The sequence below is a fragment of the Geodermatophilus sp. SYSU D00703 genome (genome assembly GCF_054050155.1).
Genome location: NZ_JBJGYU010000033.1, coordinates 1 through 12,944 on the forward strand (window position 1 = coordinate 1; position 12,944 = coordinate 12,944).

General features: G+C 73.9%; 12 protein-coding genes. 10 read left to right on the plus strand and 2 right to left on the minus strand.

Annotated features, from left to right (window positions below):
- The first annotated feature begins 170 nt into the window (after positions 1-170).
- Positions 171-1,046, plus strand: coding sequence for a DeoR/GlpR family DNA-binding transcription regulator (locus ACI782_RS21635; RefSeq protein ID WP_456912159.1), 876 nt, complete (start codon positions 171-173; stop codon positions 1,044-1,046).
- 157 nt (positions 1,047-1,203) lie between these two features.
- Here the strand turns inward: ACI782_RS21635 and ACI782_RS21640 are convergent, their stop codons facing one another.
- Entirely contained in the window at positions 1,204-1,866 is a 663-nt protein-coding gene (locus ACI782_RS21640; RefSeq protein WP_456912160.1) for an MBL fold metallo-hydrolase, read from the minus strand.
- Positions 1,867-1,914: 48 nt separating this feature from the next.
- Here ACI782_RS21640 and ACI782_RS21645 point away from each other — a divergent pair, with 48 nt between their 5' ends.
- From ACI782_RS21645 to ACI782_RS21685, 9 genes are all read left to right on the plus strand, one after another.
- A complete protein-coding gene (locus tag ACI782_RS21645) occupies positions 1,915-3,420 on the plus strand; it encodes an amidase (protein WP_456912161.1) in 1,506 nt (501 codons plus the stop codon).
- Between the two features lie 137 nt (positions 3,421-3,557).
- Complete coding sequence (gene uvrA / locus ACI782_RS21650) at positions 3,558-6,449, plus strand: excinuclease ABC subunit UvrA (protein WP_456912162.1); 2,892 nt, start codon at positions 3,558-3,560, stop codon at positions 6,447-6,449.
- 112 nt (positions 6,450-6,561) lie between these two features.
- A complete protein-coding gene (locus tag ACI782_RS21655) occupies positions 6,562-6,978 on the plus strand; it encodes a hypothetical protein (RefSeq protein WP_456912163.1) in 417 nt (138 codons plus the stop codon).
- Between the two features lie 167 nt (positions 6,979-7,145).
- Positions 7,146-7,466, plus strand: coding sequence for a hypothetical protein (locus ACI782_RS21660; RefSeq protein WP_456912164.1), 321 nt, complete (start codon positions 7,146-7,148; stop codon positions 7,464-7,466).
- A gap of 156 nt (positions 7,467-7,622) precedes the next feature.
- Positions 7,623-8,612 carry a Bug family tripartite tricarboxylate transporter substrate binding protein gene (locus ACI782_RS21665; protein WP_456912165.1) on the plus strand — a complete coding sequence of 330 codons (990 nt, stop codon included), beginning with the start codon at positions 7,623-7,625 and terminating at the stop codon, positions 8,610-8,612.
- Complete coding sequence (locus ACI782_RS21670; protein WP_456912166.1) at positions 8,609-9,154, plus strand: tripartite tricarboxylate transporter TctB family protein; 546 nt, start codon at positions 8,609-8,611, stop codon at positions 9,152-9,154. The genes ACI782_RS21665 and ACI782_RS21670 overlap by 4 nt, the downstream gene beginning before the upstream one ends.
- Positions 9,154-10,719 (plus strand): tripartite tricarboxylate transporter permease, encoded by a 1,566-nt coding sequence (locus tag ACI782_RS21675; RefSeq protein WP_456912167.1) that lies wholly within the window; start codon positions 9,154-9,156, stop codon positions 10,717-10,719. Before ACI782_RS21670 ends, ACI782_RS21675 begins: the two co-directional genes overlap by 1 nt.
- Positions 10,719-11,132 carry a universal stress protein gene (locus ACI782_RS21680; RefSeq protein ID WP_456912168.1) on the plus strand — a complete coding sequence of 138 codons (414 nt, stop codon included), beginning with the start codon at positions 10,719-10,721 and terminating at the stop codon, positions 11,130-11,132. Before ACI782_RS21675 ends, ACI782_RS21680 begins: the two co-directional genes overlap by 1 nt.
- A complete protein-coding gene (locus ACI782_RS21685) occupies positions 11,129-12,049 on the plus strand; it encodes an alpha/beta hydrolase (RefSeq protein ID WP_456912169.1) in 921 nt (306 codons plus the stop codon). Before ACI782_RS21680 ends, ACI782_RS21685 begins: the two co-directional genes overlap by 4 nt.
- A gap of 2 nt (positions 12,050-12,051) precedes the next feature.
- Here ACI782_RS21685 and ACI782_RS21690 read toward each other — a convergent pair whose 3' ends face one another.
- Positions 12,052-12,939, minus strand: a complete 888-nt coding sequence (locus tag ACI782_RS21690; protein WP_456912170.1) for an alpha/beta fold hydrolase — start codon at positions 12,937-12,939, stop codon at positions 12,052-12,054.
- Positions 12,940-12,944: the final 5 nt, after the last annotated feature.

Sequence of the window (12,944 nt, forward strand, 5' to 3'; positions counted from 1 at the left end):
GGGCGGGCCGGGCAGCGTGGTGCGGGGGCTGGGGAGGGGGGGGCGCGGGGCGCGGGGGCGGGGGCGGGGGGGGGGGGGGCCCCCCCCCCCCCCCCCCCCACCACTGTCGTTTCCGGCGCAGCACGGTCGCTCGTGCCGACATCCATCGCGTGGTAGGGAGTGCAAGCCGCATGTCCAACCCCGTCCAGAGGAAGCCGGTGTCCGCAGGCTCGGGGGGCGCCGCTCAGACCCGTACCGCGCATCACCTGCGCCCCAGCGAACGGCACGACGCGATCACCGAGCTCGTGCTCAGCGCGGGATCGATGCGTATCGAGGAACTCGCCGAGCGCTTCGGCGTGAGCACCATGACGGTTCACCGGGACCTGGACACCCTCGAAGCCCGCGGCATCCTGCGCAAGTCGCGCGGTGTGGTCACCGCGGTGGCCACCAGCCTGTTCGAGTCGAGCCCGGAGTACAGGGACCGGGAGAACCGGCAGGAGAAGCAGGCGCTGGCGCGGGCGGCCTTCACCCTCGTGGAGCCCGGTCAAGCGGTCATCCTGGACGACTCGACGACCGGGTTGCACCTGGCCCACATGCTGCCCCAGCGCCAGCCCCTGACGGTCATCACGAACTTCCAGCGCGCCATCACCGAACTGGTCGGGCACCCGGGTATCGCCCTGATCGCACTGGGGGGTCAGCACTACCAGTGGTGCGACGCATACATGGGCAGCGTCACGCTCGACGCACTGCGCTCGTTGCGCGCCGACATCCTCTTCATGTCCACGCCGGCGATCACCGACGACATCTGCTTCCATCAGCACCACGACGCGGCGCTGGTCAAGCGGGCGATGTTCGAGTCCGCCGCAACGCGCGTCCTCATGGTGGACCACTCGAAGTTCACCAAGCGGGCGCTGCATGCCCACATCGCCGTCCCCGACTTCGACGTGGTGGTCGTCGATGCCGCCACGTCCCCAGACGATGTCTCACGGCTGCGCGACAAGGGCGTCACGGTCTTGGTCGCGGACGCCGATGCCGCCGAGCAGATGTCCTCCGCTGTCGACTTCTAGCCGGTCACCGAACGGGCGGATCCGGCCGGACAGTCCCTGTCCACCTCCCGCCGGCACGTGATGACAGGCCCGTACGAGGTCTGGGATGCCTGTTGCGGGACTTCCTCGTGTGAAGCTTCGGACCGTCGAGCCCTCGGCCGGGGGGAGCGGCTCCCGCCTACCAACCGCGCGCCCGCCATTCGCCCAGGTGCGGGCGCTCGGCGCCGATGGTGGTGTCCTTGCCGTGGCCGGGGTAGACCCAGGCGTCGTCCGGCAGCGGGAAGATCCGCGCCTCCAGGTCGTCCATCAGGGAGGTGAAGTCCCTCGGGTTTGTTGTCCTCCCAGGACCGCCGGGGAAGAGGCTGTCGCCGGTGAAGACGTGCGTGCCGGCGTCCCCCGGGCCGCGCCAGACCAGCGCGATGCTGCCCGGCGTGTGCCCGCGCAGGTGGACGACCTCCAGCGTCTGGCCGCCCACGGTCACCGTGTCGCCGTGCTCGACCGGGCGGTCGACGGGGACCGGCAGGTCGGCGGCGTCCGCGGGGTGGGCGACGGTCGTCGCGCCGGTCGCCGCGACGACCTGCGGGAGGGCGCGGTGGTGGTCCCAGTGCCCGTGGGTGGTGACGACGGTGCGGACGTCGGCGTCGCCGATGAACGCGCGCAGCGTCTCGGGCTCGGCGGCGGCATCGACCAGCAGGGCCTCGCCGGTCTCCGGGTCGCGCAGCAGGTAGGCGTTGTTGGCCATCTCGCTGACGGCGACCTTGCTGATGGTCAGCCCCGGCAGCTCCCGGACGTCGGCGGGCCCGCCGACCTCGACGTCCCCGGTGTAGGTCCCCGAGCTCATCCCAGACTCCGTTCGAGAAGTGTCGGCGACCGTGGCTACGGTCCTGGCATGGACGCTAGCGGAGGTCTCGAGGTCGGTGCCCGGCACCGCGTCGCTGGTCCGGGGGGCGTCGTCGGCCTGCCCGCCACCGACCTGGCCGCGCGCGTCCGGGCGGGGGACCTGACGGCGGTCGACGTCGTCCGGGCCCACCTCGCCCACCTCGACGAGGTCGAGCCCCGGGTGGCCGCCTTCCGCGTGGTCCGCCGCGAGGCGGCGCTGGCCGAGGCCGCCGCCGTCGACGCCGCACCCGACCGGGCCGCGCTGCCCCTGGCGGGGGTGCCGATCGCGGTCAAGGACAACGTCGCGGTGGCGGGGGAGGCCTGCACGGACGGGTCGCCGGCCTGTCCGCAGCGCACGGCGGCCGAGGACCACCCGGTCGTCGCCCGCCTCCGGGCCGCCGGCGCGGTCGTCGTCGGCATCACCCGCGCCCCCGAGCTGTGCCTCTACGCCTCGACCGACGGCCCCGGCACGGTGACCCGCAACCCCTGGGACACCGCCCGCTCCCCGGCCGGCAGCTCCGGGGGCAGCGCGGCGGCCGTCGCCTCGGGCGTGGTGCCGCTCGCCCACGGCAACGACGGGATGGGCTCGATGCGGCTGCCCGCCGCCGCGTGCGGGCTGGTCACCCTCAAGCCCGGCCGCGGCGTCGTGCCGGCCGGGGTCGGCGCCGACGACTGGTCGGGCATGACCGAGAACGGCGCGCTGGCGACCACGGTGGCCGACCTCGCCCTCGCGCACGCGGTGATGGCGGGGGAGGAGCCGGCGCCCCTGGAGCCGCCCGGCCGGCCGCTGCGGATCGCCGTCTCCACCCGGTCGCCGGTGCCCGGCGTCCGGGCCGACGCCCCGGCCCTCGACGCGGTGGAACGGGTCGCCGCCGCGCTCGGCGCGGCCGGGCACGAGGTCGTCCGCCGCGACCCCCCGGTCCCGCCCTCCGCGGCCGCGGGGGCGATCGCCCGCTGGATGGCCGGTGCCGCGGACGACGCCGCCCACCTCGGCATCGCGCCGGCCGACCTGCAGCCCCGCAGCCGCACGCACGCCCGCATCGGCCGGTTCGTCCGTGCCGCCGGCCTCGTCCGGCCGGGGACGGCCGAGCGGTTCCGGGAGCGGATGGTCGCCTTCTTCGGTGGAGCGGGCCCCTCGGCCTCGCCGCAGGAGCCCGCCCCGAGCCTGTCAGGAGTGGGGGGCGGGGAGGTCCTCGACGTGCTGCTCACCCCGGTGACCACCGGCCCGCCGCTGCCCGCCCGGCCCTGGCACGAGCGGTCGTTCCTGGCCAACGTCACAGCCAACGCCCGCTGGGCCCCGTGGACGGCGGCCTGGAACCTGGCCGGCCTGCCCGCGCTGGTGCTGCCCGCCGGGACGCGCCCCGGCGGGCTCCCGCTGGCAGTCCAGTTCGCCGGCCCCCCGGGCGCCGAGAGGCGACTACTCTGGCTGGCCGGAGAGCTGGAGCGTCGGCAGCCGTGGCGCCGGCACGCGCCGGTCTTCGACCCCGCCGGAGCCCCTTCCCCGGCTCCCGTCTGAGCACGTCCGCCTCACGGCAACGTCGCCGTCGTCACGGATTGCGCCGGTGCGGTGACGCGTTGCCCGTATCGACATCACCACATCTCCACCGCAGGCCCGGCGCGACCGGCCGGCCCGGCTGACCGACAGGGATCACATTGGACCGTCTCGTCGTCCGCGGCGCCCGCGAGCACAACCTCAAGGACGTCCACCTCGACCTGCCCCGCGACGCGCTGATCGTCTTCACGGGGCTGTCCGGCTCCGGGAAGTCCAGCCTCGCCTTCGACACGATCTTCGCCGAGGGCCAGCGCCGGTACGTCGAGTCGCTGTCGGCCTACGCCCGGCAGTTCCTCGGCCAGATGGACAAGCCGGACGTCGACTTCATCGAGGGCCTCTCGCCCGCCGTGTCGATCGACCAGAAGTCGACCAACCGCAACCCGCGGTCGACCGTCGGCACGATCACCGAGGTCTACGACTACCTGCGGCTGCTCTACGCGCGCGCCGGGCAGCCGCACTGCCCGAACTGCGGCAAGCCGATCTCCCGGCAGACGCCCCAGCAGATCGTCGACCAGGTGCTCGCCATGCCGGAGGGCACCCGGTTCCAGGTGCTCGCGCCGGTCGTCCGGGCGCGCAAGGGCGAGTACGTCGACCTGTTCAGCTCGCTGCAGACCCAGGGCTTCTCCCGCGTGCGCGTCGACGGCACCGTCCACCAGCTCACCGAGCCGCCGAAGCTGAAGAAGCAGGAGAAGCACTCGATCGAGGTGATCGTCGATCGCCTCACCGTCAAGGAGAGCGCCAAGCGGCGGCTCACCGACTCGGTCGAGACCGCGCTCGGCCTGGCCGGTGGCCTCGTCGTCCTCGACTTCGTCGACCTCGCCGAGGACGACCCGCACCGGGAGCGCACCTTCTCCGAGCACCTGGCCTGCGTCGACGACGGCCTGTCGTTCGAGGCCCTCGAGCCCCGGTCGTTCTCCTTCAACTCGCCGTTCGGCGCCTGCCCCGAGTGCACCGGCATCGGCACCCGCAAGGAGGTCGACCCCGAGCTCGTCGTCCCCGACCCCGGGAAGAGCCTGGCCCAGGGCGCGATCGCCCCGTGGTCGACGTCGATGAGCAACGAGTACTTCACCCGGCTGCTCACCGGCCTGTCCCAGCAGCTGGGCTTCTCCATGGACGACCCGTGGGAGCGGCTGCCCGCCAAGGTGCAGAAGGCCGTGCTGCACGGCTCGCCGGACCAGGTGCACGTCCGCTACAAGAACCGCTACGGCCGCGAGCGCAGCTACTACGCCGCGTTCGAGGGCGTGCTCCCGTTCCTCGAGCGGCGGCACGAGGACACCGACAGCGACTACATGCGGGACAAGTACGAGGGCTACATGCGCGACGTGCCCTGTCCCGTCTGCCACGGCACCCGGCTCAAGCCGGAGATCCTCGCGGTCAAGCTGGGCGGCCGCTCGATCGCCGACGTCACCGGCCTCTCCATCGGCGAGGCCGCGCACTGGCTGGGCGCGCTCGAGCTGGGGGAGCGGGAGAAGGCGATCGCCGACCGCGTGCTCCGCGAGATCCAGGCGCGGCTGTCCTTCCTCGTCGACGTCGGCCTGGACTACCTCTCCCTGGACCGGCCGGCGGCCACCCTCGCCGGCGGCGAGGCGCAGCGGATCCGGCTGGCCACCCAGATCGGCTCGGGGCTGGTCGGCGTCCTCTACGTCCTCGACGAGCCGTCGATCGGGCTGCACCAGCGGGACAACACCCGGCTGATCGACACCCTGGTGCGGCTGCGCGACATGGGCAACACGCTGATCGTCGTCGAGCACGACGAGGACACGATCAAGACCGCCGACTGGGTGGTCGACATCGGGCCCGGTGCGGGCGAGCACGGCGGCGAGGTCGTCGTGAGCGGCACCGTCGCCGACCTGCTGGCCAGCGAGCGGTCCCTCACGGGGCAGTACCTGTCCGGCCGCAAGGAGATCGCGGTGCCGCAGGTGCGCCGGCAGCCCACCGCCGGCCGCGAGCTGGTGGTCAAGGGCGCCCGCGAGAACAACCTGCGCGGGATCGACGTGAGCTTCCCGCTGGGTTGCCTGGTGGCGGTCACCGGGGTGTCCGGGTCCGGCAAGTCCACGCTGGTCAACGACATCCTCTACACGACTCTGGCCAACCAGCTGAACCGTGCGCGCCAGGTGGCCGGCCGGCACCGCACCATCACCGGCATCGAGCAGCTGGACAAGGTCGTGCACGTCGACCAGTCGCCGATCGGCCGCACGCCCCGGTCGAACCCGGCGACCTACACCGGGGTCTGGGACCACGTCCGCAAGCTGTTCGCCCAGACCTCCGAGGCCAAGGTCCGCGGCTACCAGCCCGGCCGGTTCTCGTTCAACGTCAAGGGCGGCCGCTGCGAGGCGTGCTCCGGCGACGGCACGCTGAAGATCGAGATGAACTTCCTGCCGGACGTGTACGTCCCCTGCGAGGTGTGCAAGGGCGCCCGGTTCAACCGGGAGACCCTCGAGGTGCACTACAAGGGCAAGACGGTCGCCGAGGTCCTCGACATGCCGATCGAGGAGGCCGCGGACTTCTTCGCCGCCATCCCGGCGATCGCCCGCTACCTGCGCACCCTGACCGACGTCGGCCTGGGGTACGTGCGGCTCGGGCAGCCGGCCACCACGCTGTCCGGCGGTGAGGCGCAGCGGGTGAAGCTGGCCAGCGAGCTGCAGAAGCGCAGCAACGGCCGCAGCATCTACGTGCTCGACGAGCCCACCACGGGGCTGCACTTCGAGGACATCCGCAAGCTGCTGCTGGTCCTGCAGGGGCTGGTCGACAAGGGCAACTCGGTGATCGTCATCGAGCACAACCTCGACGTCATCAAGAGCGCCGACTGGCTGATCGACATGGGGCCGGAGGGCGGGTTCCGCGGTGGCACGGTGGTCGCGGAGGGGCCGCCGGAGTTCGTCGCCACGGTCCCCGAGAGCCACACCGGCCGGTACCTGGTGCCGATGCTCGACGCCGACGCGATCGCGGCCGCGGCGGGCCCTAAGAAGCGGGCCCGCAAGAAGGCCAGCTGAGCCCAGCCGGCCGGGCCCCCGCCCGAGGAGCCCGGCCGGCCCGTCGCCTCGACCGGAACCGTCCTCCCGGCTCTGGCGTCGCCGGAACGACGACGATGCCGGAGGTGGCGGCGTGACCGAGCAACGGACCCATCCGCACGGCGTGACGTGCTGGATCGACACCGACCAGCCCGATCCCGTCGCGACCGGCCGGGCCGCCGCCTGGAACACCTACGTCGCCGTGGACGAGGCCGACGCCACGGCCGCCGTCGTGCCCCGGCTCGGCGGAACGGTGACCGCGGGCCCCGAGGACGCCGGCCCCGGCGGTCGCACCGCCACCTGCACCGACGCCGCCGGGGCCGGCTTCCGGCTGTGGCAGGCCCGCCGCCGGCTCGGGGCGCAGCTGGCCAACGCCCCGGGGGCCTGGAACTCCAGCGACCTCCACACGCCCGACCGCGACACCGCGGTGGCCTTCTACGCGCCGCTGTTCGGCTGGCGCGTCGTGGACACGGAGCAGGGCGCCGGCACCCTGATCCAGGTTCCCGGGTGAAGCGACCACCTCGCCGCCACCGTGGACCCGGGCATCCACGAGCGGCCCCTTGAGCAGGGAGTGGCCGTCACCGTACTGTCGGTGTGACGGAGATCACGTCGTCCCGGTGGGGCTTCGGAGGAGTTGACACGCATGGGCGCAGTCCTGCACCAGACCGGCACCGTGCGATGAGCGCGCTCACGCCCGACTGCGACCCGGACCTGTCCACCTGCGGGTCGCCGGTGCGCGTCGGCCCGCTCCCGGGTGACCGCGGCGGCGGGGGCGGCCGGTCGACCGCGGTCCTGCTCGCGCTCCTGGTCGCCTCCGTGCTCGTCGCCACCGGCGAGGCGGTGCCGGGCGTCCTGAGCCTCCTCGCCGTCGGCGTCGCCCTGCTCTCCGCCCTGGTGCTGGGTCGCCGGGCCGGCCGGCTCGCCCGCCGGGCCGCGCTCGCCGTCGCCGCCTCGGCGCACGGGGTCGCGGCGGGCTGGCGCTCGCGTCCGGCGGGGTGACCGGGCCACCGCCCTGACCGTCCCGCCGCCCCTCGTCGGACGGCGGCTCTGACGGACGGTCCTCCCCGGAGCCGTGCGGGCGCGCACCTGCTGCTCAGCGGCGCGTGGCCTATCGTGCAGGTGACCGTCATCACGCGGTCGCGGAGGTGGGTCACCGTGCTCACTCGTAGGTCCTTCCTCGCCGGTCTGGTGGCTGCGCCGGCGCTCGGCGCGCTCGGTTCGCTCGCCGGGTGCGCGGGCACCGTCGTCCAGCCCGGCGACCTCTCCCGGTTGCGGATCATGGCCCCGGCCAGCCCCGGCGGCGGCTGGGACACCACCGCCCGCGTCATGCAGCGGACCATCCAGAGCAGCGGACTGGCCCGCAACGTGCAGGTCTTCAACGTCGAGGGGGCCGGCGGGGTCATCGGGCTCGGTCAGCTCGCCAGGGAGGACGACGACGCGCTGCTGATGATGATGGGGCTGGTCATGGTCGGCGCCGTCGACACCAACGACTCCACGACCCGGCTCACCGACGTCACGCCGATCGCCCGGCTCATCGGCGAGACCGAGCTCATCGTCGCCCCGCCCGACGCCCCCTTCGACGACATCGCCGGCTTCGTCGAGGTCTGGAAGGCCGACCCCGCGAACACGCCGATCGCCGGCGGGTCGGCCGGCGGGACCGACCAGATCCTCGCCGGGCTGCTGGCCCAGGCCGCCGGCGTCGACCCGGGGCAGATCAACTACATCGCCTACTCGGGCGGCGGCGAGTCGCTCTCGGCGCTGCTCGGCGGCCAGGTCACGGCCGGGATCTCGGGCACCGCGGACTACGGCCCGCAGGTCGCCTCCGGGGACCTCAAGGGGCTCGCCGTCTCCACCGCCGAGCGCAGCGACCAGGTGCCCGACGTCCCGACGCTGGTCGAGTCGGGGTTCGACGTCGAGCTGTCCAACTGGCGCGGCGTGATGGCCCGCCCCGGCATGACCGACACCGCCCGCGAGGACCTTACCGCCCTGGTCGTCGACATGCACGACAGCGACGAGTGGGCCGAGGCCCTGGCGAACAACGGCTGGGACGACCTGCTGCTGACCGGCGACGACTACGGCGAGTTCCTCACCGAGGAGGAGGCGCGGGTGCGCGAGATCCTGGTGCAGATCGGCCTCGTCCAGTGACAGCGGCCGCCGACCGTCCGCAGGCGACGGCACTCGCCGAGCAGCCGCGCGGGCGCAGCAACGGCGAGCTGGCCATGACCGTCCTGCTGGGCGTGCTCGGGGTCTACCTCGTCGTGGACGCCGGGAACATCGCCGTCCCCGGCTCGACGAACACCGTCGGGCCGCGGTTCTTCCCCTACCTGGTCGGCGGCCTGGTCATCGCGACGGCGCTGGCGCTCGGCTACCGGGTCTGGCGCGGCGACCGCGGCCCGGCCGACGAGAGCGAGGACGTCGACCCGACCGCCGGCACCTCCTGGCGGGCGGTCGGCATCATCGCGGTCGCCTTCCTCGCCCAGGCCCTGCTGATCAACGTCATCGGCTGGCCGCTGGCGGTGACCCTCATGTTCGGCACGGTCGCCTGGGCCCTGGGCGCCCAGGGGATCGTCCGGCCCCTGATCGCCGGCGGCGTCACCTCGGTGGTGGTCTGGATCGTCTTCGTCAAGGCGCTGAACGTGGCGCTGCCCGGCGGGACGCTGCTCGAGCTGGCGACGAGCTGGTTCTGATGGACGCGCTCAGCGACCTCGCCGCCGGCTTCGCCGACGCCCTCACGCCGGTCAACCTGCTGTTCGCCTTCATCGGCGTCCTCCTGGGGACGGCGGTCGGCGTCCTGCCCGGCATCGGGCCCGCGATGACCGTGGCCCTGCTGCTGCCGATCACCTACGTCCTGGAGCCGACCAGCGCGTTCATCATGTTCGCCGGCATCTACTACGGCGGCATGTACGGCGGGTCGACGACGTCGATCCTGCTCAACACCCCGGGCGAGGCGAGCTCGATCATGACCGCGCTCGAGGGCAACCGGATGGCGAAGGCCGGCCGGGGCGCGGCGGCGCTGGCGACCGCGGCGATCGGCTCCTTCGTCGCCGGCACGATCGCCACCCTGCTGCTCGCGCTGCTCGCACCCACGATCGTCGACCTGGCCATCGGGATCACCGCGGCCGACTACTTCGCCCTCGCCGTCCTGGCGTTCGTCGCGGTGTCCACGGTGCTCGGCTCCTCGCCGCTGCGCGGGCTGGCGTCCCTCGGGGTCGGGCTCTACCTCGGGCTGGTCGGCACCGACGTCCTCACCGGGCAGGAGCGGTTCACCCTGGGCATCCCGCAGCTGTCCGACGGGATCGACGTCGTCGTGGTCGCGGTGGCGCTGTTCGCCGTGGGGGAGGCGCTGTACGTCGCCTCCCGGCTGCGCCGCGGGCCGGTGGAGGTCATGGCGGCGACCGGCCGGTACATGACCGGCGAGGACCTGCGCCGGTCGTGGAAGCCGTGGCTGCGCGGGACGGCCCTGGGCTTCCCGCTGGGGGCGATGCCGGCGGGCGGGGCGGAGATCCCGACGTTCCTCTCCTACGCCGCCGAGCGGAAGCTGACCAAGCACCCCGACGAGTTCGGGCGCGGCGCGATCGAGGGCGTGGCCGGGCCGGAGGCGGCCAACAACGCCGCGGCCGCCGGCGTCCTCGTCCCGTTGCTGACCCTCGGCCTGCCCACCTCGGCGACGGCCGCGATCCTGCTGGCCGCCTTCCAGGGGTACGGCATCCAGCCCGGCCCGACGCTGCTGACCACGGAGTCCACCCTGGTGTGGACGCTGATCGCGGCGCTGTTCATCGGCAACACGATGCTGCTGGTGCTCAACCTGCCGCTGGCAGGGGTGTGGGTGAAGCTGCTGCGCATCCCGCGGCCCTACCTGTACGCGGGCATCCTGCTGTTCGCCTCGCTCGGCTCCTACGCGGTCAACGCCGACCCGCTCGACCTCGTGCTGCTCCTGGTGCTCGGCTTCCTCGGCTTCTTCATGCGCCGCTACGGCTGGCCGGTGGCGCCCGCGGTCATCGGGCTGATCCTCGGCCCGGTCGCGGAGACCAACCTGCGCCGTGCGCTGGCCATCAGCGGTGGCGACCTGAGCGTCCTGGTCGAGTCGTGGTTCAGCCGGGTCGTGCTGTTCCTCGCGCTGCTGGCGCTGGTGGTGCCGATCGTGCTGCGTGTCGTCCGCGGCCGGCGGTCCACGCCGGAGGAGCTCCAGCACGGCGAGGGGCTCCGGCACCGGGACGACGCGGCGCTGAGCCGGGAGGGACGGGAGGGCTAGTGGGCGGGGTCGTGGTGGTGGGGGTCGTCCCCAACCCGCGGGGGACGGCGGCGCTCGAGCACGCCGTGCTGGAGGCCCAGCGGCGGGAGGCCCGGCTGGTCGTCGTCAACAGCTCGCGGGGGGACGCGCTGGTCGACGAGGAGTTCCTGTTCGGCGACCGGCTGCGGCAGCTGCACGCCGACCTGACGGTGTCGGGGGTGCCGTTCGAGGTGCGCCAGCCGATCGGCCGGGACGTCACCGAGGAGCTGTCCGCGGTGGTCACCGAGACCGCCGCCGAGCTGCTGGTCATCGGGCTGCGCCGGCGGTCCGCGGTGGGCAAGCTGCTCATGGGCAGCGCCGCCCAGCGGATCCTGCTGGACGTCGACTGCCCGATCCTGGCGGTGAAGGGCCCACCCGCGGAGGCGACGCGATGACGGAGACGGACGAGGACCTGCGGCTGCTGGAGGTCCCCGACGGAGTCCGGCTGGTGTACCGGAGGTGGCTGCCGGAGGGCGCCGTCCGCGGCACCGTCCTGGTGGTGCACGGCGCCTCCGAGCACTCCGGGCGGTACGGCCGGCTGGCCCGCGCCCTCACCGCGCGCGGCCTGGCCGTGTACGCCGTGGACCTGCGCGGCCACGGCCGCACGGCGGAGTCGACCGGACCCGGCCGGTTCGGTGCCGGCGGCCCGGACGCGCTGCTCGCCGACGTGCGGGCGCTGGCCGCGGTCGCCGCCGGCGAGCACCCCGGCCTCCCGACCGTGCTGCTCGGCCACTCGATGGGCTCGATCGTCGCGCTGGCCGCCGCGGAGGAGGAGCGCGGGGACCTCGCCGGCCTGGTGCTCTCCGGTCCGGTCGGTGTCGCGCCGCACCTCGCCGAGGCGGTCACCGCGCTGGAGGCCTCGACGGCCGCCGGTGCCGGCGACGTGCCGCTGGACGCCCTGGGCGCGTTCAACCAGCCCTTCGAGCCGGCGCGCACCCCGTTCGACTGGCTCTCGCGGGACCCCGCCGAGGTCGACGCCTACCTCGCCGACCCGCTCTGCGGCGACCGGATGCCGCTGACCACCGGTTACGCCGCCGGCGTCTTCGGCCTCGCCGTCCGCTCGGCCACCGCGGAGGCCGTCGCCCGGCTGGCCGAGGGCCTGCCCGTGCTGTTGCTGGCCGGGGAGCGGGACCCGGTCGGCGGGGTGGACGCCGCCCAGGTGACCGCCCTCGCCGACCTGCTGCGCGCCCGCGGCCTCCCGGTCGAGCTGCACGTGTACCCGGACGCGCGGCACGAGGTCTTCAACGAGACCAACCGGGACGAGGTGACCGGGGACCTGCTGGCCTGGCTGGACGACCGGATCGGCGGCTGACCTCACCCGGGCGGGCCGACGACCTCCGGCGGACGGTCGGGGGAGAACCGGTCGTCGTCCGCGGCCGTGCGGGGTGGCGGCGCCTCGGCGGCCGCCACCTCCCGCCAGAACGCGTCGACGCGGGCGTTCCAGCGCTCCGGCACCTCCTGGAACGGCTGGTGCGACTCGGTCGCCCAGACCTCGAACTCCGCGCCGCGGATGACGTCGGCGACCGCCTGGCCCAGCTCGGGCCGTGCTCCCAGGTCGAGTCCGCCGGCCAGCACCAGGGTCGGCGCCTCGATCCTCGGCAAGGAGTCGGTGCCGTCGTGCGCCCAGAACGCGCTCAGGAAGCGGTGCAGGTCGTCCGGCGACTGCTTGTGCGGGAAGGCGAGCAGCTCGTCGATGAACGCGGCGACGGTCCCGTCGTTGTGCGCCCGCGGCGTGTAGATGCCGAGGAAGAAGCACTCCAGGAAGGTCCGCTCGTCGGGGGCGGCGTCGATGAGCCACTCGACGTACCGGCCCCACGCGCGCAGGTAGGGGTCGGGCGCCACCCACGTGCTCTGCAGGACGAGACTGCGCACCCTCGCCGGGTGCCGCGCCGCCAGTTCCTGGCCGATGATGCTGCCGCCGGAGAAGCCGGCCACGTGCGCCGAGGCGATGCCGACCGCGTCCAGCACCGCGGCGGCGTCGTCGGCCATCGCCTCCACCGTCACGGGCCCGTCCGGCATCGCCGTCCGCCCCGCGCCCCGGTTGTCGAACGCGGTCAGGCGGTAGCGGTCGGCCAGCCCGTCGAGCTGGAACTGCCAGGACTCGACGGTGTCCCCGAGCCCACCGATGAGCAGGACGTCGGGGCCCTCCCCGACCTGCTCCACCCAGACGTCCAGGGCTCCCGCCCGCACGTGTCGGCCCATGCCGC

Bases quoted from the DNA above. Each gene is read 5' to 3' on its own strand.
- ACI782_RS21690 (WP_456912170.1), bottom strand. From the start codon at position 12,939: ATGGGCCGACACGTGCGGGCGGGAGCCCTGGACGTCTGGGTGGAGCAG.
- ACI782_RS21640 (WP_456912160.1), bottom strand. From the start codon at position 1,866: ATGAGCTCGGGGACCTACACCGGGGACGTCGAGGTCGGCGGGCCCGCC.
- ACI782_RS21660 (WP_456912164.1), top strand. From the start codon at position 7,146: ATGAGCGCGCTCACGCCCGACTGCGACCCGGACCTGTCCACCTGCGGG.
- ACI782_RS21685 (WP_456912169.1), top strand. From the start codon at position 11,129: ATGACGGAGACGGACGAGGACCTGCGGCTGCTGGAGGTCCCCGACGGA.
- ACI782_RS21675 (WP_456912167.1), top strand. From the start codon at position 9,154: ATGGACGCGCTCAGCGACCTCGCCGCCGGCTTCGCCGACGCCCTCACG.
- ACI782_RS21635 (WP_456912159.1), top strand. From the start codon at position 171: ATGTCCAACCCCGTCCAGAGGAAGCCGGTGTCCGCAGGCTCGGGGGGC.
- ACI782_RS21645 (WP_456912161.1), top strand. From the start codon at position 1,915: ATGGACGCTAGCGGAGGTCTCGAGGTCGGTGCCCGGCACCGCGTCGCT.